This is a genomic window from uncultured Parasphingopyxis sp. (genome assembly GCF_937129435.1).
Taxonomy (GTDB): Bacteria; Pseudomonadota; Alphaproteobacteria; order Sphingomonadales; family Sphingomonadaceae; genus Parasphingopyxis.
Genome location: NZ_CAKZNF010000028.1, coordinates 1 through 18,351, shown reverse-complemented (window position 1 = coordinate 18,351; position 18,351 = coordinate 1). Strand labels below are relative to the sequence as shown.

Below are 18,351 nucleotides of genomic sequence, written 5' to 3'. Positions count from 1 at the left end.
GTGAACGGACCTGGGTTGCGGCCCATATGCCGCGACCGGCAGGCAAGGTGAAGGGAGAAACGGATGTTCAGCGGCTCGATACCGGCTCTGGTGACCCCGTTTCGCGACGGAACGTTTCAGGAGAGCGCCTATCGGAGCTTTGTCAACTGGCAGATCGAGAACGGGTCGGGCGCGCTCGTTCCTTGCGGTACCACGGGCGAAGCGGCGACGCTGAGTTTCGACGAACATTTCGAAGTCGTCCGGGTGTGCGTCGACCAGGCGGCAGGCCGGGTTCCGGTCATCGCCGGCTGCGGTTCCAACGACACGCGTTCGGCGATCAAGAATCTGCAGATGGCCAAGGCTTTGGGGGCAGACGCGGGACTGCTCGTCCCGCCCTATTACAACCGGCCGAGCCAGGAGGGCATCTTCTGTCATTTCGAAGCGATCGTCGGCGAATGCGACCTGCCAATCGTGCTGTACAACGTTCCGGGCCGCACGGCTTCGGATATCGCCGTTGCTACGCTAGAAAGACTGATGACATTGCCGGGAATTGTGGGAATCAAGGACGCCACGGGCGACCTTGCCCGCGTGACGGAACAGCGGGCCGTCACGCCGGACGATTTCTGCCAGCTTTCCGGCAATGACGATCTTGCACTGCCGTTCAACGTCCTGGGCGGCGTGGGGTGCATCTCGGTAACCGCCAATATCGCGCCGGAACTCTGTGCCGAATTCCAGGCCGCCTGCAAAAAGGGCGCCTTTCACGAAGCCCGCGAAATTCACGAAAGGCTGTTTCCGCTGCACAAGGCGCTGTTTGCCGATGCTTCGCCCGGTCCGGCAAAATACGCGCTGTCCAGGATCATGCCGGATTTTCCTAGCGATTTGCGATTGCCCATGACTTGGCCCTCGGAGGAGGCGCAACGGCAGGTCGATGCCGGTCTCGAACATGCCGGCATAATCTAGCCGGCAAATACTGGAATTGCCGGCCAGATCAGCGCTGGCTGCACGCCAGGTCGATGACTTCCCAGTCGAGCTGGGAAGGATCGCCGCGATGCTGCCGGACCTGTTCGTCGATACAGCGCTCTTGCGGCGTACCGCGCGGCAGTTCGCCCTCGCGCAGCCGCCGGTCGATTTCGAGGATGTCCGCCCGCTGTTGGGGCGTGAGCTGGTTCACGCTGATCTCTCCCCGTGCCACCGCCCGATAGGCGTTGAGCGCATTGAGATAGTCGGCATTGCTCATCACCGGTCCGTCCGCGCCGAACAAGGTCAAGACTGCAACCACCATAGAGAAAGACATGATTCTGGCTCCATCAATATCCCGGAAACTTGCATGATCGGGATTGACGTCCGGCTGAACGAAACAGCTTTATATTGTTCTGATTTACCGAACCACAGCCCTTCTGCGCACGGCCTTTCCTTTTCCGTGCGCTTTCCCGATATGGAGGCGGTCATGGCCCGACCCAAGCCCGAAACCTTCGACAAGGCAAAGACCGTCGCCGAGAACCGGCGCGCGCGGTTCGACTATGCGATCGACGAGAAGTTCGAAGCAGGCATTGCCCTGCAGGGCACCGAGGTGAAATCGCTGCGCTTCGGCGAGGGATCGATCGCGGAAAGCTATGCCGATGTCGAGGAGGGTGAGATCTGGCTGATCAACGCCAACATCCCCGAATTCAGCCATGGCAATCGCTTCAACCATGATCCGCGGCGCCGGCGAAAGCTGCTGCTGCACCAGAGCGAGATCAACAAGCTGACCGGTGCGGTCGAGCGCAAGGGCATGACGCTCGTACCGCTGTCGATCTATTTCAACGGCCAGGGCAGGGCCAAGGTCGAGCTGGCGCTCGCCAAGGGCAAGAAGGCGCACGACAAGCGCGCGACGCAAAAGGAACGCGACTGGAAGAGAGAGCAGGGCAGACTGCTGAAAGATCATGGCTAGGAGGCGCGGCGAGAGCGAGCACGGCCCCTTCGTCCGCTGGGTCCGCAAACATTCGCCGACGCGCGAGGAACTGGCGCGCAATCGCTTCATCAAGCCGTTTGCCGGTCGCGTGCTGAGGCGCGAACTGTGGCGCTTCACCCGCCGTTCGGTTCCGCGCGGCGCGGCGCTCGGCATGGTCGTCGGCATCTTCGTGATGATACCGGGTCTGCAGATCCTCTGTTCCGCGCTGATCGCCTTGCCATTTCGCGCGAACATTCCGGTTGCCGCTGCCGCGACCTTTGCGAGCAACCCGTTCACGACACCCTTCATCCTGATCGCTGCCGTTTTCGTCGGCAACGACCTGTTCGGCTTTCAGGCCAATCCAGGGCGGTTTCGAGAGTTGATCGATGAAGGCGCGGGCTTTTCCGAATGGCTCAACTGGTTCGCGTCCGATGCGGCTCCCGCGATGGTGCTCGGCCTGCTCGTCATCGCGATCGCGTCCGGCGTGGTATCCTATTTCCTTGCAAAATGGTTCTGGCGCTACCGCACGGCGCGCAAATGGAAGCGACGTTCGCTGAGGCGGAGCGAGGCCACGGGCTGATGGCGAGCCTCGCCCCGAAATCGGACAAGCCCGACCGAACGGCATTGCTCGACCGTACGCTGCTGCTGGCCATTGCGGGAATCGGAATTGCGTCAGCGGTCCTGCTGATGTTTTTGTTGGAGAACCCGCTATTTGCCGCGGGCTTTGCCGCCATGTTCGCGCTGGTGGTCAGCATAGCTCTGATTCTGACGCGCCGGTCCACGTCGACGGTGAATGCTGTTATTGCGCCCGATCGCAGCTTCGCTCGCGCCGTCGTGGAGGCGGCCACTCATCCGGTGGCGATTACCGATCGCGAAGGCCGGATGGTCGCTGCGAACGCAGCCTATGAGCGGGCCTTTCGTGGCGGTGCAACCCCGCCCGGCCTCGGCGTGTCCGGAGACGGACAGGCACGGCTTACCCAGGCGGGCCGCACGGCATGGCGCGACGGGCGCGGTGAAGCAGCGGCGCTTTCCACGCCGGAAGGTGCCTTCGACGCCCTCGTGACTCGGGGCGGCGATCACGCCGATTTTCTGATCTGGCGGCTGGCGCCCGCGGCTGGCAGCGATCTTGTTGGCGAAGCGGTCCGCCTGATCGAAGGAGAGGGCGGCCTCGCACTGGGCCGCAGCGCCGTGATGGCGGTGCTTGTCGACGGCCGGGGCAAGATGATCGCGGGCAATCGCGTGTTTCGCCATCGCGCCATGACGAATGACGAGCGGCTGCGCCGCCGCGAATTCACGCCTTTGTTCGAAACCGGCGAGGACGGTCTGATCCGTCTGAAAGCCGAAGGCCAGGATGCCCTGCCGCTTCGCCTCGTGCAGGTGCCGCTGGAGACGGGTGCCGAAGAAGGCGATCCGATCCTCTTCTTCATGCTCGACGAGCTGCCGGGCGTCGGAGCCGGACGATCGGACGCCGAGAGCCTGCAGAACCTGCTCGAGATGCTGCCGCTCGGGATCGCGCTGGCGGGGAGCGACGGCCGGTTCCGTTTCATCAACAGCGCCTTTCGCAATGCAGCGGGTCTCGCCGAGGGAGACAGGCCGCTCTATCCGGGCGACCTTGTCGTCGAGGACGACAAGACGGCGGTGGCCAATGCCGTCCGGCGCTTTGCGGGCGGGACCGCCGCTTCGGCCGATATCGCGGTTCGGCTCAAATCGCGTCCCGATGAATCGACGGCGCTGACGATCGGCGGAGCGCGGGGCCTGGGCGATTCGCCGGTTTTGCTGAGCCTCAAGGACAATAGCGAAGACGAAAAGCTCAAGCGGCAGGTGGCCCAGGCGACGAAGATGCAGGCCGTCGGCCAGCTGGCGGGCGGTGTCGCGCACGACTTCAACAATATCCTGACAGCGATCATCGGCCATTGCGACCTGATGCTGATGCGCCATTCGCCCGGCGACAGCGACTATGACGATATCCAGCAGGTCAAATCCAATTCGAACCGTGCGGCGGGGCTGACGCGGCAGCTTCTCGCTTTCTCGCGGCAGCAGACGCTACGTCCGCAGATCCTCCAGCTGCCGGACGTCGTGTCCGAAGTGTCGAACCTGCTCAAGCGGCTGCTCGGCGAGACGGTAGAATTGTCGGTGCATCACGGGCGCAGCCTCGGTCCGGTACGCGCCGATCCGGGGCAGCTCGAACAGGTGATCGTCAACCTCGCCGTCAATGCGCGCGATGCGATGCTCTCCAAGGGCGAACGCGGTACGCTGACGCTTCGGACCTTCGCCGTGACGCCCGCCGAAGTGACGGCGATGGGCGGCGAAATCATGCCGCCCGCCGATTATACCGCACTCAGCGTCTCCGACACCGGCATCGGCATTCCCGACGATGCGCTCGGCAAGATTTTCGAACCCTTTTACACCACCAAGGATGTGGGGAAGGGGACCGGCCTTGGCCTTTCCACGGTCTACGGCATCGTCAAACAGTCGGGCGGGTTCATCTTCGCCGATTCCGAGCAGGGCGAGGGGACAACGTTCACCCTCTATTTGCCCGTCCACAAGGGCGAGGCGCCTGCTGCGCCCGCGTCGGCCAAGTCCCCCACCAAAGACGAAAGCGCCGCCGATGCGCTTTGGGGCAACGGCGAGATCCTGGTCGTCGAGGATGAGGACATGGTCCGTGCCGTCGCCGAGCGCGCGCTGACGCGACAGGGCTACACCGTGACCGTGGCCGAGGACGGCGAACGCGCCGTCGAAATCTGCGAGACACGGACCGATTTCGATATGATCCTTTCCGATGTCGTCATGCCCGGCATGGATGGGCCGGCCATGGCCCGCGTGCTGCGCGAGACAATGCCCGACGTGCCGATCGTCTTCATGTCGGGTTATGCCGAGGAACAGTTGCGCGAATCGATCAACCTCGATCGCGTGCATTTCCTGCCCAAGCCTTTTTCGGTGCAGCAGCTTTCCGAAGCGGTGCGAAAGGTTCTTCCGGGCAAAAGCGATTGATGTGCATGACAGTGTGGCGTCCCCGTGTGGAGCCGGTATAGGGGTCATACATGGCCGCAATCCTTATCATCGAAGACGAACCCCTGATCGCCATGATGCTGGAGGATTTCGTCGAGTCCCTCGATCACAAGGTTGTCGGCACGCCCGATTCGGTCGAGGACGCGTTGGCCGCGGTCGAGGGCGACGATTTCGATGTCGCGATCCTCGATATCAACCTGCGCGAGAACACGGCAAGCTGGCCTGTCGCCGATGCGCTGGCCGACAAGGGCAAGCCGTTCATTCTCGCCAGTGGCGGCCAGATCGATTCACCCCCTGAACGCCATGCCATGGCTGCCTATCTCGCCAAACCCTATACGCTCGACGCCGTGCGCGAAGCGATCGAGCAGGCGTTGACGAGCACGTAGGAAAAGTTTCGTTCCCCTCTTGTTCCAAAAGAACAAACCATATACACACCCCTTACGCGTTGAACGTCCGGCGTGCTGCAACTACGAGGGGAAAAGGCCATGGCCGCGCATCTCAAAGTCATCGAAACCGAAGGCAATATGAACAACAGCGACAGACAAAAGGCGCTCGACGCGGCGCTTTCCCAAATCGACCGGGCCTTCGGCAAGGGCTCGGCGATGAAGCTCGGCTCGCGCGAGGCGATTGAGATCGAAGCGATTTCAACCGGTTCGCTCGGTCTCGATATCGCACTCGGCATCGGCGGCCTGCCGAAAGGCCGGATTATCGAGATTTACGGTCCGGAAAGCTCGGGCAAGACGACGCTCGCGCTGCACGCCATTGCCGAAGCGCAGAAGGCGGGCGGTACGGCGGCATTCATCGATGCCGAACATGCGCTCGACCCCGGCTATGCGAAGAAACTCGGCGTCGACATCGACGAGTTGGTGATCTCGCAGCCCGATACCGGCGAACAGGCACTCGAGATTGCCGATACACTGGTCCGTTCGAATGCGGTCGACATTCTGGTCGTCGATTCGGTCGCTGCACTCGTGCCACGCGCAGAGATCGAGGGCGAGATGGGCGACAGCCATGTCGGCCTGCAGGCCCGGCTGATGAGCCAGGCGCTGCGCAAGCTCACCGGTTCGATCAACCGTTCCAAGTGCATGGTCATCTTCATCAATCAGATCCGGATGAAGATCGGCGTCATGTATGGCAGCCCGGAAACGACATCGGGCGGCAATGCGCTAAAGTTCTATGCTTCGGTCCGTCTCGACATTCGCCGCACCGGCCAGATCAAGGATCGCGACGAGGTGGTCGGCAATTCGACCCGCGTGAAAGTGGTCAAGAACAAGGTCGCGCCGCCATTCAAGCAGGTCGAATTCGACATCATGTACGGCGAGGGTATCTCGAAGGTCGGCGAAATCCTCGATCTTGGCGTCAAGGCCGGGATCGTCGAGAAATCGGGTGCCTGGTTCTCCTACGATTCGACGCGGATCGGCCAGGGGCGCGAGAACTCCAAGACCTTCCTCAAGGAAAACCCGGAAATCTGCCAGCAGCTGGAAAATGCGATCCGCGGCAAGGACGACGAAATCGCCGAAGACATGATGGCAGGGCCGGGAGCCCAGGACGAGGACGAGAACGAGTAGGTCTGATGGGCCGTATCATGCGAGGTTGTTCCGCCGTCTAGATGGGCGACGTGCAAACTACGCACGACGCGGCTTTTCCACTTGCTTCCGACAGTAGTTTCTCCAATAGCGCCCTGGCCAATTCTGGCAATTTCGGGGGTAAACTCAAATGAATACTATAGTTCGGGTCGCCGGCATCGTGCTGGCGTCGACGAGCCTTGTCGGCTGCGCGACCGTTCTTCGCGGCACGCGACAGGATTATACGATCGAAACCACACCATCCGGTGCGACGGCGACGCTGAGTAACGGCGAGAGCTGTGTCACGCCGTGCGAACTGCATCTCAAGCGGGGACGCGAATTCAACGTCCAGTTCGAACTCGACGGCTATCAGACGGGCTGGGTCGCAGTGGACAGCGTTTTCAGCGGCGGCGGCGCGGCCGGCGTTGCCGGCAATGTTCTGCTCGGCGGCATCATCGGCGCCGGTGTCGATGCCTCGAACGGATCGCTCAACAATCTCGAGCCCAATCCGCTCCGCGTCACACTTTCTCCGGTCGGGTCGGCGAACGCATCGACCTATATAGATGAGGATGGTGAGGTCATCGCGCTGCGCACGGACGACCAGTTCCGTTCGAGCGGTATCGCAACCGCATCGGCCGGCACCGCCGCGGAAGCAGAGGTGGTAAGCAGCAATCCTTACGAACCCGGCATCGTAGCGATTGAAACCGACGAACCAGTGGCGGCCTCGGAAGTCGTGACCGAGGATACTGCAACTCCGGTAGATGCCGAGATCGATTCAGGTGCCGGAGATACCGGCGCCACTGACGGCGAAACCGACGCCTAGTCATCCACCGGCGCTTTCCGGCAGGCGCGTCGACAACGACGCGCTTGCCGGAATTGCGCCGCTCTCCTACATCGCAGCGATGACGTCGACCAACGATATCCGCCGGTCCTTTCTCGACTATTTCGCCGACGCGGGCCACGCGCTCGTGCCGTCTGCGCCGCTCGTGCCGCACAACGATCCGACACTGATGTTCGTCAATGCGGGCATGGTGCCGTTCAAGAACGTCTTCACCGGCCTTGAAAGCCGTGACTATGCGACCGCGACGAGCTCACAGAAATGCGTGCGCGCCGGCGGCAAGCACAACGATCTCGACAATGTCGGCTATACCGCGCGGCATCACACCTTTTTCGAGATGCTCGGTAATTTTTCCTTCGGCGACTATTTCAAGGACCGGGCGATCGAACTCGCCTGGAATCTCCTGACCAAGGAATGGGGGATTTCGCCCGACCGCCTGACCGCCACCGTCTATCATACCGATGACGAGGCATATGATCTCTGGCGCCGGATTTCGGGCCTGCCCGAAGACCGGATCATCCGCATCGCCACCAAGGACAATTTCTGGGCGATGGGCGACACTGGGCCGTGCGGGCCATGTTCAGAGGTCTTCTTCGACCATGGCGACCATATTCCCGGCGGCCCGCCCGGCAGCCCCGACGAGGATGGCGACCGCTTCGTCGAGATCTGGAACCTCGTGTTCATGCAGCATGAGCAGGAGGACAATGAGATCGTCCGCGACCTGCCCAGCCCCTCCATCGATACCGGCATGGGTCTCGAACGCATCGCCGCGGTGCTTCAGGGGACGCACGACAATTACGAGATCGACCTGTTCCGTGCGCTGATCGCCGAGAGCGCCGAGTTGACCGGGACCGCGCCGGACGGCGACATGGCCGCGTCGCACCGCGTCATCGCGGACCATCTTCGCTCGTCAAGCTTCCTGATTGCCGACGGCGTGCTGCCCGCCAATGAAGGGCGCGGCTATGTTCTGCGCCGCATCATGCGGCGCGCCATGCGTCATGCGCATCTGCTCGGTGCCGAAAAGCCGCTAATGCACCGGCTCGTCCCCGCGCTCGCCGCCGAAATGGGCGGCGCGTTCCCGGAACTCGTCCGCGCCCAGCCGTTGATCGAGGAGACGCTGAACCTCGAGGAAAACCGCTTCCGCCGCGCGCTCGACAACGGCCTCAAATTGCTCGACGAGGCGACCGCGTCGCTGGGCGAAGGCGATACGCTGGCCGGCGAGACCGCGTTCAAACTCTATGACACCTACGGCTTCCCCTACGACCTGACCGAAGACGCATTGCGCAGTCGCGGCCTTTCGGTCGACCGCGCCGGGTTCGATGCGGCCATGGACGAACAGAAGAAGGCGGCGCGCGCGGCATGGAAAGGCTCCGGCGAAGCGGCGTCGGAATCGGTCTGGTTCGACATTGCCGAGGAGTTCGGCGGCACCGAATTCACAGGCTATGTCTCGCACGATGGCGAAGGCCAGGTGCTGGCCCTTCTGCGCGACGGCGAGCGCGTCGAAACGGCCAAGACCGGCGACGATGTCGTCGTCATTGTCAATCAGACGCCGTTTTACGGCGAGAGCGGCGGCCAGATGGGCGACACGGGCACGATCGCCAATGACGGCGATCTGCGCGCGATCGTTTCGGACACATCAAAGCCGCTAGGCCGTCTCCATGCGCATCATGCGCGGATCGAACAGGGAAGTCTCAAGACCGGCGATGTCGTCAAGCTGTCGGTCGATGCCGAGCGGCGCACCAGGCTTCGTGCCAATCATAGCGCCACCCACCTGTTGCACGCAGCGTTGCGCAACAGGCTTGGCGGCCATGTGACGCAGAAAGGCAGCCTGGTTGCCGAAGACCGGCTGCGCTTCGATTTCTCGCATCCCAAGGCGCTGACGCCGGACGAAATCGCCGCCATCGAAAGCGACGTGAACTCGCAGATTCGTCACAATGCCGAGGTCACAACACGGCTGATGACGCCCGACGAGGCGATCGAGGCGGGCGCGCTGGCTCTGTTCGGCGAGAAATATGGCGACGAGGTCCGCGTGCTTTCGATGGGCCGCGAGGGCGAAAGGGACTATTCGGTCGAGCTGTGCGGCGGCACGCATGTCGGCGCGCTGGGCGACATCGGTCTGTTCGTCGTCATCGCCGAAAGCGCCGTTTCTTCGGGCGTGCGCCGGATCGAAGCGCTGACCGGCGAAGCCGCGCGGCAATGGTATCGTGGCCGCGAAGCCAGCCTGACGGCCGCCGCCGATGCAATGAAAACCACGCCAGACGATGTTCCCGCTCGCGTCGCCGTCCTAATCGAGGAACGAAAGCGGCTCGACCGGGAACTGGCGGAAGCCAAAAAGGCCCTGGCGCTGGGCGGCGGCGGCACTTCCAATGCAGCCGAGGATGAAACAATCGCGGGTGTTGCCTTCAGCGGCAAGGTCCTCGACGGTCTCGATCCCAAATCGCTGCGTGGGTTGATCGACGAGACCAAGGACAGGCTGGGATCGGGCGTCGCTGCCATCGTCGCGGTCAATGAGGGTCGCGCCAGCGTCGCTGCCGGTGTGACCGACGATCTGACGGACAAGATTGATGCGGTTGCGCTGGTGCGTTCGGCCGTCGAGGCGCTCGGCGGAAAAGGCGGCGGCGGACGGCCGGACATGGCACAAGGCGGCGGCCCCGATGGAGACAAGGCCGAAGCGGCGCTGGATGCCATCCGCAATGCGCTGGAGGCCGTACCAGCCTAGGTTTCGGCTTTCTTACCGCGATCGAGATCGCGCAGGCGCGTCGGCGCGAGCGAGCGCGGATCGTCGACCTCGCCAAGTTTGATGATCTCCCGCCGCAACTCGTCGCGCTTTTCATGGATCGATGCGATCACGGGACCCATGGCGACGCCCAGGCCGACCAGCGCCGCCTCGGAAAGTTGCAGTGAGGATTCGACCGTCTCCGGCACCGCATCGGTAACGCCTGCCTGATAGAGTTGCGCCGCGTGATCGGTATCGCGCGCCCGCGCTACGATGGCGAGATCGGGATAGGCCGCGCGGATCCGCCGGGCGACCTGAACGCTCGCGACGGGATCATCCATGGTGAGGATCACCGCGGTTGCGCGATCGAGATCCAGCAGGTCCAGAAAACCGCCCCGTGCTACATCACCGAAAATCGTCGGAAAGCCTTCCATACGTCCTCTCGCGACTGCGTCGATATCCGAATCGACGGCGAGGAAAGGCTGTTCGTGCTGCCGCAGCATCTCCGCGATCAGTCGGCCGACACGACCGAAACCGACGACGATGGCGATACGTTCGTCCTCTCCGCCTTCGCCGGGCAATTCGACGCTGAACTCGCGCATTTCCACCCGCCGTGCGAGGACGCGGCCGAGCCGCGCCAGAAGCGGCGTGATGGTAAGGCCGATGGCCGTTACCGTTTGCCAGAAGGCGGCTGTCGTCGGCTGGATCAACTGGGCCGCAGACGCAGCCGCAAGCACGATCAGGGTCGTTTCGGACGGTGACGACATCAGGAGGCCTGCCTCCGCCGCCGTCGATCGTCGCGCCCCGGCGACGCGGAGGAGCAGGCCGGTGACCAGCGTCTTGACGCACACGACGCCGATCACGGCGATCGACAGCGATTGCCAATATTCCGCAACCAGCCCGAGATCGAGGCTCATGCCGACGGTGATCAGGAAGACGCCGAGGGCCAAACCCTTAAACGGTTCCGTGATAACCTCGACCTCGCGGTGATATTCGGTTTCGGCAATGACAAGACCCGCAACGATCGCGCCGACGATCGGCGACAGGCCGACGGCGGTCGTCGCGAGACTTGCAAGGATGACGATCAGCAGGCTGACGGCAAGAAACACTTCGGGACTTTTCGTCCGCGCCGCCTGGGCGAAGAGATGCGGCAATGCGAAGCGTCCGCCGATCAGCATCGCGGCGACGGTCGCGAACCCGTAGAGCAGCGTTTCGCCCAGTTCAGCAAAGCTGCCACCCTGGGTTGGCGCCATCGCACCGAGGAAGAAGATGATCGGTACGATCGCGACGTCCTCAAATAGCAGCATACCGAGCGCCGCGCGCCCGACTGGAGTCTTCGTCCCCGACATCGGGAGGACGAGTGCCGTCGACGAAAGCGCGAGAGCGAGTCCCAATCCGAGCGCACCGATCGCCCCTTGACCCAAGGCCATCAGCGCGGAGGCAATCAATATGCCCGACCCCAGCAGCTCTGCCGCACCAAGACCGAACACCATGCCGCGCATTTCCCAAAGCCGCTTGAACGACAGTTCGAGGCCGATGGTGAACAGCAGCAGGATGATGCCGAATTCCGCAAAGGGCTCGATCGCTTCCGTATTGGAGATCGTCATATATTCGAGCCATGGCGCCCGGTCGGTATAGGAGCCTAGCCCCGCCGGGCCGACGAGCACGCCGACCAGGATGAAACCGATGATCGGCGTGATCCGGAAACGGGCGAACAACGGGATGACGATCCCCGCCGCGCCGAGGATCACGAGCGCATCGCTCATGAGCGAAGATGATTCGAGGCCGTGGTGCATGCCGTCGCTTCTAGGCAAGAAAGGCGTTAAAGTGCCAGCATGAGCGGAGAAAAAGCCGGGAAAGTCTGCATCGTGGGCGGCGGGCCGGCGGGTATGATGGCCGGACTGCTCTTCGCGCGCGCCGGCGTTCCGACGACCGTGTTGGAAAAGCACGACGATTTTCTGCGCGATTTTCGCGGCGATACGGTCCACCCTTCGACGCTCGAGCTGTTCCATCAGCTCGGCGTGCTCGACGAGCTGCTATCGCTGCCGCACAGCCGGATCGAGAAAATCGGCGTCAAGATCGCCGGGCGCGACATGAAGATCGTCGATTTTCGAAAACTGCGCGTCGCGGCGCCGTTCATCGCGATGATGCCGCAATGGGATTTGCTCGATTTCATCGCCGATAAGGCGCGGCGCTATCCCGAATTCGAACTTCACATGTCGACCGAAGCCACCGGTGTGACCGTCGATTCCAGCGGCAGGGTCAGCGGTGTGCGTACATTGCGGGGCGATATTGCCGCCAATCTCGTCATCGCCGCCGACGGCAGGCGATCCGTGCTTCGCGAGGAGGCCGAGCTGCCGCTCGAGCAGATCGGCGCGCCGATGGATGTCTTCTGGTTCCGGCTCGACAAGCTGGAAGGGACGGGTGGTGAGAGCTTCGGCGTGATGAAGGCGGGACGCTTCCTCGTCCTCATCGACCGCCGCGACTATCTGCAATGCGCCTTCGTATTCAAGAAAGGGCAGGCCGATGCCATTTGTGCACGCGGGATCGGTGCGTTCCGCGAGATGCTGCGCGACACCGCGCCAGAGCTGGCCGGCCCGATCGAGACCATCGACAGCTGGGACAAGGTCAAGCTGCTCAATGTGGCGCTCGATCGCCTCACGCGCTGGCACCGGCCCGGACTGTTGGCGATCGGCGACGCGGCGCACGCGATGAGCCCGATCGGCGGCGTCGGGATCAATGTCGCCGTGCAGGATGCGGTGGCGGCGGCGAATATCCTTGCGGCTCCAATGGCGAATGGCGCGGACCCGGACCCCTTGCTTCACCGGGTGCAGGACAAGCGTTGGCGCGCGGTGACGCGGATGCAGCGCCTACAGAAATTCGCTCAGGATCGCGTGATCGAGCCGTTACTGGAACGCGAAAAGCCGATCGAACAGCCGTTCCTGCCGGTAAGGCTGCTGAACCGCTTCCCGCGCCTGCGGCGCCTCCCCGGACGAATTATCGGTCTTGGATTCGATCCCGTGCGGATCGAAAGCCCGGACGCCCATGGCTGAGATTCAGCGGTAAATCCCTACCACTCGTCCATCGCGGCTTCGAGATTGACGCGGATCGCTTCGAAGAACTGTTCGCTCGTCATCCATGCCTGATCGGGGCCGATCAGGATCGCCAGATCCTTGGTCATCTGGCCCTTCTCGACCGTCTCAATACAAACCCGCTCGAGCGTTTCGGCGAAGCGCGTCACATCGGGGGTCTCGTCGAACTTGCCGCGATAGATGAGGCCGCGCGTCCAGGCGAAGATCGACGCGATCGGATTGGTCGAGGTCGCCTTGCCCTGCTGATGCATCCGATAGTGGCGGGTGACCGTGCCGTGCGCGGCTTCGGCCTCGACCGTCTTGCCGTCGGGCGTCATCAGCACCGAGGTCATGAGGCCGAGCGAGCCGAAGCCCTGGGCCACCGTGTCCGACTGCACATCTCCGTCGTAGTTCTTGCACGCCCAGACGAACTTGCCCGACCATTTGAGCGCCGAGGCGACCATGTCGTCGATCAGCCGGTGCTGATATTCGGTCCCGGCAGCCTCGAACCGATCCTTGAAGCCTTCGGTGTCGAACACCTCCTGGAACAGGTCTTTGAACCGCCCATCATATTTTTTCATGATCGTGTTCTTGGTCGACAGATAGACGGGCCATTCGCGTTGCAGGCCGTAGTTGAAGCTGGCGCGCGCGAAGTCGCGGATGCTGTCGTCGAGATTGTACATCGCCATCGCTACACCGGAGGAGGGGAACTGGAACACCTCCTCGTCCTGCACGCTGCCGTCTTCGCCCTCAAAGACGAGACGCAGCTTGCCGGGGCCGGGAATGATCATGTCCGTGGCGCGATACTGGTCGCCGAAGGCATGACGGCCGATAACGATCGGATCCGTCCAGCCCGGCACGAGCCGCGGGACATTGTCGATCACGATCGGCTCGCGGAAGACGACGCCGCCCAGGATGTTGCGGATCGTGCCGTTGGGCGACTTCCACATCTTCTTGAGATCGAATTCCTCCACCCGGGCTTCGTCCGGCGTGATCGTCGCGCATTTCACGCCAACGCCGTGCTTCTTGATCGCATTGGCCGCATCGACCGTGATCTGGTCGTTGGTCTCGTCGCGCTTCTCGACCGAAAGATCGTAATATTCGAGGTCGATATCGAGATAGGGCTTGATCAGGCGCTCTCGGATCCACTCCCAGATGATCCGGGTCATCTCGTCGCCATCGATCTCGACGACGGGGTTTTTCACCTTGATTTTGGTTGGCATGCGTATCTTCGCTTTCCGGAACTGGGAGGAATAGTCGGCATCCGTCTAAGCGGCAAACGAGCCGCAATCAACCGCAACCCTAGGGATTTTGCGCCGCGATTGTCACCTGAACGGGCCGACTGTATTGAACGGGCATGACAGAATTGCAAAAGCCGGAAGGCGACAATCGGGACGTTCGCTGGCGCTGGCCTGCCATCCACCCCGAAAGCTACAAATATCTGGCCATCGCTTCGGGCATCGCGCTGATCTTTTTCCTGCTCGGCTGGGAAATCCTTGCCTGGCCGATGCTGGGCGTCGTCATCTGGATCGCTTCCTTCTTCCGCGACCCTGTGCGGGTGACGCCCACCGAGGAGGGCTTGATCGTGTCGCCCGCCGATGGCCTCGTGACGCTGATCCGCGATGTGCCGCCGCCGATCGAACTTGCCGGACCGGAAGGGCTTGGCGAGGAACTGATGACGCGCGTCTCGATCTTCATGAGCGTGTTCGACGTGCACATCAATCGGGCGCCGATCGGCGGGACGGTGAAGCGCGTCGTTTATATTTCGGGCAAATTCCTCAATGCCGATCTCGACAAGGCGAGCGAGGAGAATGAGCGTCAGCATCTCATGATCGAAACGCGAGACGGCCACCGGGTCGGCTTTACGCAGATCGCGGGTCTGGTGGCGCGGCGTATCGTTACCTTCATCAAGCCCGGGGACATGCTCGTCGCCGGGCAACGCTTCGGCCTGATCCGATTCGGCAGCCGTCTCGATATCTATCTGCCGCCCGGTACCGCGCCGCGCATCGTGCTCGGCCAAAAGGCGATTGCCGGCGAAACGATCATCGCCAAGATCGGGGAGGGCGATCGCGCCTTCGGCGTGCCGCAGTGAAGCGGCCGCGACGGATGCGTCACGGCCTTATCCAAGGCCTCCCGACGCGCGCCCTGATCCCGAATGCGATTACGGTGCTGGCGCTCTGCATGGGACTGAGCGCCGTGCGCTTCGCACTGACGCAGCAATGGGAAGTCGCGCTGATCTTCATCCTCGCAGCGGCCGTTCTCGATGGATTCGACGGCCGCGTGGCGCGGCTGCTGAATGGATCGACGAAGTTCGGCGCCGAGCTCGATTCGCTGTCGGACGTTATTGCGTTCGGCGTGTCACCCGCATTGATCGTCTATCTCTGGAGCCTTGAGACGCTGCCCCGCTATGGCTGGATTTTCTCGCTGGCCTTCGCCGCAGCCTGCGCATTGCGGCTGGCGCGGTTCAACGCGAATATCGACGCCGACGAGCAACCCCACAAGTCCGCCGGTTTCCTCACAGGCGTGCCATCACCGACCGGCGCACTGTTGCTGCTTATGCCCATCTATCTCTGGCTGGTAACCGAGGCGGAGATACTGACCAAATTCTACGTCGTCGCGCCGTGGACGGCGGCGGTGGCGTTCCTGATGGTGTCGAATGTCGCAACGTTCAGCTGGTCGTCCCTCCGGTTCAGCCGTGCCATGCGGTTTCCTGCCCTGATCGGCATTGCGGCTCTTATCGTGGTCGTGGTCAACGTCCCGTGGATTTCACTGTCGGTGCTGACGACAGCCTATGTTCTCAGCATTCCTATCAGCATGGCGCGCTATGCAAAGGTCAGGCGGCGATCCGACGCGTCGGCACAGCACGGAGAGGCTGGGTAGCGCCGCGCACCGGCTTTGCCCGGGGGGCACGACCCTGCGGCAGATCGGCGGCCGGCACCACTCCGCGTAGCGCGGCCAGTATCTGGCCCCCGCTTTTCTGCAGTGTGACGGCGATGACGCCGATAGCTGCGAAAAGAGCAGCGGTGAAGAACAAAGCGGCAATTAGCTGAACCATGGACGGGCTCCCTTATATTCTTGCGCGGCCAACGCCGCGGATTAGCTGGCGTTCCCCAGGCTTATCCACATTTCCGTCAACGGAGCGGATTTAGCGGCGAACGGACACATGTTCGCTGTTTGTTCTTTCCAAGTCAACCCTTGATATTTCCAACGAACGCGACTATCTGCGCGCTCATTCCACATGGCGGACGCACATACCGGTGTCGAAGCGGCGCTTCGATCCTTGTCCGTCAGAGGTATAACCGGGAAGGAGAACCCCTATGGCGGACGTTTCTGTCACGCTGCAGCAATTGCTCGAGGTCGGAGCGCATTTCGGCCACCAGACCCATCGCTGGAACCCCAAGATGAAGCCGTATATTTTCGGCGAACGCAACGGGGTCCACATCATCGATCTTTCGCAGACCGTTCCGCTGATGCAGCGGGCGCTCGATTTCGTCAGCCAGACGGTTGGCGCGGGCGGCAAGGTGCTGTTCGTCGGCACCAAGCGCCAGGCGCAGCAGCCGGTTGCCGAGAGCGCGCGCCAGTGCGGCCAGCACTTCGTCAACCATCGCTGGCTCGGCGGCATGCTGACCAACTGGAAGACGATTTCGAATTCGATCAAGCGGCTCAAGAATCTCGAAGAGCAGCTTGGCGGCGACACGTCGGGCTTCACCAAGAAGGAAGTCCTGCAGCTGACGCGCGAGCGCGACAAGCTCGAACTGTCGCTCGGCGGCATTCGCGACATGGGCGGACTGCCCGATGCGATGTTCGTGATCGATGCGAACAAGGAAGATCTCGCGATCAAGGAAGCCAATGTGCTTGGCATCCCGGTCGTCGCCGTGCTCGACAGCAATGTCAGCCCGGACGGTATCGCTTTCCCGATCCCGGCCAATGACGACGCGTCGCGCGCCATCCGGCTTTACTGCGAGGCGATCGCGGCGGCCGCTGCGGACCTGTTTTGGCGCAAGGGGTTTGCCGGCAGTTCGATAGGGGATATCGCCAGGGCTGCCGGCGTGCCGCAGGGCAACATGTTCTATTACTATCCCAGCAAGGCCGACATCGCGCTCGCCGTAGCCGACATCTTCCTCAGCGAGACCGGCGCGCTCGTGGCCGATGCCGCCACCGTCTCCACCGATGCGGAGGAGCGCTGCCGGTTCCTGCTGCGCCGTCTGCAGCAATCCAACCGCAGCCTCATGGAGCGGGGGTGCCCCATTTCGCTCGCCGTGCGCGACTTTCGCGAGACCGCGCCGGCGGCCTCGGCGCGCGCGGCGGAGAGCTTCTCGAGGCTGATCGAGTTTCTCGCCGGCGAAATCGGCCGGTCGGGTCTGAGGCCTTCGCAGGCCCTGTCGCGTGCGCGCGAACTCATTGCCGAATGGCAGGGCGGCATCGCGCTCGCGCACGCCTTTTCCGACATGACGATCCTAGCCGAAAGCTTCCGGCGGATGGATGCCGATCTCACCCGCGCCTTTTCAGGCAATCCGCCCGCCTGAGTTCAGTCCGGAAAAGATCAGATCGCCTCGCCGCGCAACAGCCGCGGGGCGTCGGAACTGGCGAAGCCGGCTGCCTGCTTGATGAAGTAGTTCTTGCCGCTTTCGGTCTTGACCAGCAAATCGTTAGGGGAGAACTCCGATTCGGTGGAGATCTTGTGCTCCATGTCGCCCTTGACCTGTTCGTAAAAGAAGACCTTCGGTGCGGATTCGCCGATGCACTTGTCACCGACCCAGATGTCTTTCTTCAGCGAACCACCTACGCCCGAGTTGCGGTAGATGTACAGACCGGCATTGCCAGGCGCAGGGGCTGCAAAGCGCTTGGCTTCGGCAGATGCGTTTTTGTCTTCCATTGGAACCGAGGCGCAGCCGACGAGCAGCGATGAGGCAAAGGCGGCCAGGACCAGTTTCTTCAGCATGATGACTCCGAGTGTCGCTGAATGATGTGCGCGGCGAAGCGGCAGAACGGTTCTGGATGTTCTGCCGTGGCGGGCTATCGGAAATGGAGAAAGAGATGCTCGAAGGAGGAGGCATTGCCTGTACGCATCCTGCGCATGCTCGAATTCCGTTTCCTTGATGGCCTGTTGCCATGCCGGTGCGCACGATATGCGGCATCTGGCAGGCCGTGTAGACGATCAGTTGGCCCAAGCGGCTGTCCCAATGGGCGAGCACGCCGCGGCCCTCGATCGGCGCCATGCATTGGCGGGCGGTGCGGAATTC

16 protein-coding genes and 1 pseudogene are annotated in these 18,351 nt (G+C 62.6%); 12 read left to right on the top strand and 5 right to left on the bottom strand.

The annotated features are described in order from the left end of the window. Window positions 1–63: 63 nt before the first annotated feature. Window positions 64–939, top strand: a complete 876-nt coding sequence (gene dapA, locus Q0139_RS05625; RefSeq protein WP_298018733.1) for a 4-hydroxy-tetrahydrodipicolinate synthase — start codon at window positions 64–66, stop codon at window positions 937–939. 28 nt (window positions 940–967) lie between these two features. On the opposite strand, the gene Q0139_RS05620 is transcribed toward dapA, so the two are convergent. After that, window positions 968–1,273: a hypothetical protein gene (locus Q0139_RS05620; RefSeq protein WP_298018730.1), complete on the bottom strand. Its 306-nt coding sequence runs from the start codon at window positions 1,271–1,273 to the stop codon at window positions 968–970. Between the two features lie 153 nt (window positions 1,274–1,426). On the opposite strand from Q0139_RS05620, the gene smpB reads away from it, so the two are divergent. The 7 genes from smpB (at window position 1,427) to alaS (ending at window position 10,040) form a co-directional block, all read left to right on the top strand. Then, window positions 1,427–1,909, top strand: coding sequence for an SsrA-binding protein SmpB (smpB, locus tag Q0139_RS05615; RefSeq protein WP_298018727.1), 483 nt, complete (start codon window positions 1,427–1,429; stop codon window positions 1,907–1,909). Then, a complete protein-coding gene (locus Q0139_RS05610; protein ID WP_298018725.1) occupies window positions 1,902–2,489 on the top strand; it encodes a DUF2062 domain-containing protein in 588 nt (195 codons plus the stop codon). The genes smpB and Q0139_RS05610 overlap by 8 nt, the downstream gene beginning before the upstream one ends. Beyond that, window positions 2,489–4,900: a response regulator gene (locus Q0139_RS05605; RefSeq protein WP_298018722.1), complete on the top strand. Its 2,412-nt coding sequence runs from the start codon at window positions 2,489–2,491 to the stop codon at window positions 4,898–4,900. The genes Q0139_RS05610 and Q0139_RS05605 overlap by 1 nt, the downstream gene beginning before the upstream one ends. A gap of 50 nt (window positions 4,901–4,950) precedes the next feature. After that, window positions 4,951–5,304: a response regulator gene (locus tag Q0139_RS05600; protein WP_298018717.1), complete on the top strand. Its 354-nt coding sequence runs from the start codon at window positions 4,951–4,953 to the stop codon at window positions 5,302–5,304. Between the two features lie 99 nt (window positions 5,305–5,403). Next, window positions 5,404–6,486 carry a recombinase RecA gene (gene recA / locus Q0139_RS05595; protein WP_298018715.1) on the top strand — a complete coding sequence of 361 codons (1,083 nt, stop codon included), beginning with the start codon at window positions 5,404–5,406 and terminating at the stop codon, window positions 6,484–6,486. Between the two features lie 148 nt (window positions 6,487–6,634). Beyond that, entirely contained in the window at window positions 6,635–7,306 is a 672-nt protein-coding gene (locus Q0139_RS05590; protein WP_298018712.1) for a PEGA domain-containing protein, read from the top strand. Window positions 7,307–7,385: 79 nt separating this feature from the next. Beyond that, a complete protein-coding gene (gene alaS, locus Q0139_RS05585; RefSeq protein ID WP_298018762.1) occupies window positions 7,386–10,040 on the top strand; it encodes an alanine--tRNA ligase in 2,655 nt (884 codons plus the stop codon). Here alaS and Q0139_RS05580 read toward each other — a convergent pair. Continuing rightward, a complete protein-coding gene (locus Q0139_RS05580; protein ID WP_298018708.1) occupies window positions 10,037–11,833 on the bottom strand; it encodes a cation:proton antiporter in 1,797 nt (598 codons plus the stop codon). The two genes, alaS and Q0139_RS05580, sit on opposite strands and share 4 nt — an antisense overlap. Window positions 11,834–11,872: 39 nt before the next feature. On the opposite strand from Q0139_RS05580, the gene Q0139_RS05575 reads away from it, so the two are divergent. Next, a complete protein-coding gene (locus tag Q0139_RS05575; protein WP_298018706.1) occupies window positions 11,873–13,090 on the top strand; it encodes an FAD-dependent oxidoreductase in 1,218 nt (405 codons plus the stop codon). A 17-nt stretch (window positions 13,091–13,107) separates the two neighbouring features. On the opposite strand, the gene Q0139_RS05570 is transcribed toward Q0139_RS05575, so the two are convergent. Beyond that, the gene (locus tag Q0139_RS05570) at window positions 13,108–14,331 is read right to left on the bottom strand and encodes an NADP-dependent isocitrate dehydrogenase (RefSeq protein ID WP_298018705.1); all 1,224 of its coding nucleotides are present in this window, start codon (window positions 14,329–14,331) and stop codon (window positions 13,108–13,110) included. Window positions 14,332–14,465: 134 nt separating this feature from the next. Here Q0139_RS05570 and Q0139_RS05565 point away from each other — a divergent pair, with 134 nt between their 5' ends. From Q0139_RS05565 to rpsB, 3 genes are all read left to right on the top strand, one after another. Next, window positions 14,466–15,200 carry a phosphatidylserine decarboxylase gene (locus Q0139_RS05565; protein ID WP_298018703.1) on the top strand — a complete coding sequence of 245 codons (735 nt, stop codon included), beginning with the start codon at window positions 14,466–14,468 and terminating at the stop codon, window positions 15,198–15,200. A gap of 14 nt (window positions 15,201–15,214) precedes the next feature. Further along, a complete protein-coding gene (gene pssA / locus Q0139_RS05560) occupies window positions 15,215–15,988 on the top strand; it encodes a CDP-diacylglycerol--serine O-phosphatidyltransferase (RefSeq protein WP_298018701.1) in 774 nt (257 codons plus the stop codon). Between the two features lie 437 nt (window positions 15,989–16,425). Further along, complete coding sequence (gene rpsB / locus Q0139_RS05555) at window positions 16,426–17,634, top strand: 30S ribosomal protein S2 (RefSeq protein WP_298018698.1); 1,209 nt, start codon at window positions 16,426–16,428, stop codon at window positions 17,632–17,634. Between the two features lie 17 nt (window positions 17,635–17,651). Here the strand turns inward: rpsB and Q0139_RS05550 are convergent, their stop codons facing one another. Together Q0139_RS05550 and Q0139_RS15510 are read right to left on the bottom strand one after the other, a co-directional pair. After that, the gene (locus Q0139_RS05550) at window positions 17,652–18,050 is read right to left on the bottom strand and encodes a DUF2846 domain-containing protein (protein WP_298018688.1); all 399 of its coding nucleotides are present in this window, start codon (window positions 18,048–18,050) and stop codon (window positions 17,652–17,654) included. 175 nt (window positions 18,051–18,225) lie between these two features. Continuing rightward, window positions 18,226–18,351: pseudogene (locus Q0139_RS15510) on the bottom strand (molybdopterin cofactor-binding domain-containing protein); the annotation flags it as partial.

Excerpts from the sequence above, each read along its gene's own strand:
- Q0139_RS05575 (WP_298018706.1), top strand. The coding sequence starts at position 11,873 with ATGAGCGGAGAAAAAGCCGGGAAAGTCTGCATCGTGGGCGGCGGGCCG.
- Q0139_RS05570 (WP_298018705.1), bottom strand. The coding sequence starts at position 14,331 with ATGCCAACCAAAATCAAGGTGAAAAACCCCGTCGTCGAGATCGATGGC.
- pssA (WP_298018701.1), top strand. The coding sequence starts at position 15,215 with ATGCGTCACGGCCTTATCCAAGGCCTCCCGACGCGCGCCCTGATCCCG.
- alaS (WP_298018762.1), top strand. The coding sequence starts at position 7,386 with ATGACGTCGACCAACGATATCCGCCGGTCCTTTCTCGACTATTTCGCC.
- Q0139_RS05580 (WP_298018708.1), bottom strand. The coding sequence starts at position 11,833 with ATGCACCACGGCCTCGAATCATCTTCGCTCATGAGCGATGCGCTCGTG.
- dapA (WP_298018733.1), top strand. The coding sequence starts at position 64 with ATGTTCAGCGGCTCGATACCGGCTCTGGTGACCCCGTTTCGCGACGGA.
- rpsB (WP_298018698.1), top strand. The coding sequence starts at position 16,426 with ATGGCGGACGTTTCTGTCACGCTGCAGCAATTGCTCGAGGTCGGAGCG.
- Q0139_RS05605 (WP_298018722.1), top strand. The coding sequence starts at position 2,489 with ATGGCGAGCCTCGCCCCGAAATCGGACAAGCCCGACCGAACGGCATTG.
- Q0139_RS05550 (WP_298018688.1), bottom strand. The coding sequence starts at position 18,050 with ATGCTGAAGAAACTGGTCCTGGCCGCCTTTGCCTCATCGCTGCTCGTC.
- recA (WP_298018715.1), top strand. The coding sequence starts at position 5,404 with ATGGCCGCGCATCTCAAAGTCATCGAAACCGAAGGCAATATGAACAAC.
- Q0139_RS05565 (WP_298018703.1), top strand. The coding sequence starts at position 14,466 with ATGACAGAATTGCAAAAGCCGGAAGGCGACAATCGGGACGTTCGCTGG.
- smpB (WP_298018727.1), top strand. The coding sequence starts at position 1,427 with ATGGCCCGACCCAAGCCCGAAACCTTCGACAAGGCAAAGACCGTCGCC.
- Q0139_RS05590 (WP_298018712.1), top strand. The coding sequence starts at position 6,635 with ATGAATACTATAGTTCGGGTCGCCGGCATCGTGCTGGCGTCGACGAGC.
- Q0139_RS05620 (WP_298018730.1), bottom strand. The coding sequence starts at position 1,273 with ATGTCTTTCTCTATGGTGGTTGCAGTCTTGACCTTGTTCGGCGCGGAC.
- Q0139_RS05610 (WP_298018725.1), top strand. The coding sequence starts at position 1,902 with ATGGCTAGGAGGCGCGGCGAGAGCGAGCACGGCCCCTTCGTCCGCTGG.
- Q0139_RS05600 (WP_298018717.1), top strand. The coding sequence starts at position 4,951 with ATGGCCGCAATCCTTATCATCGAAGACGAACCCCTGATCGCCATGATG.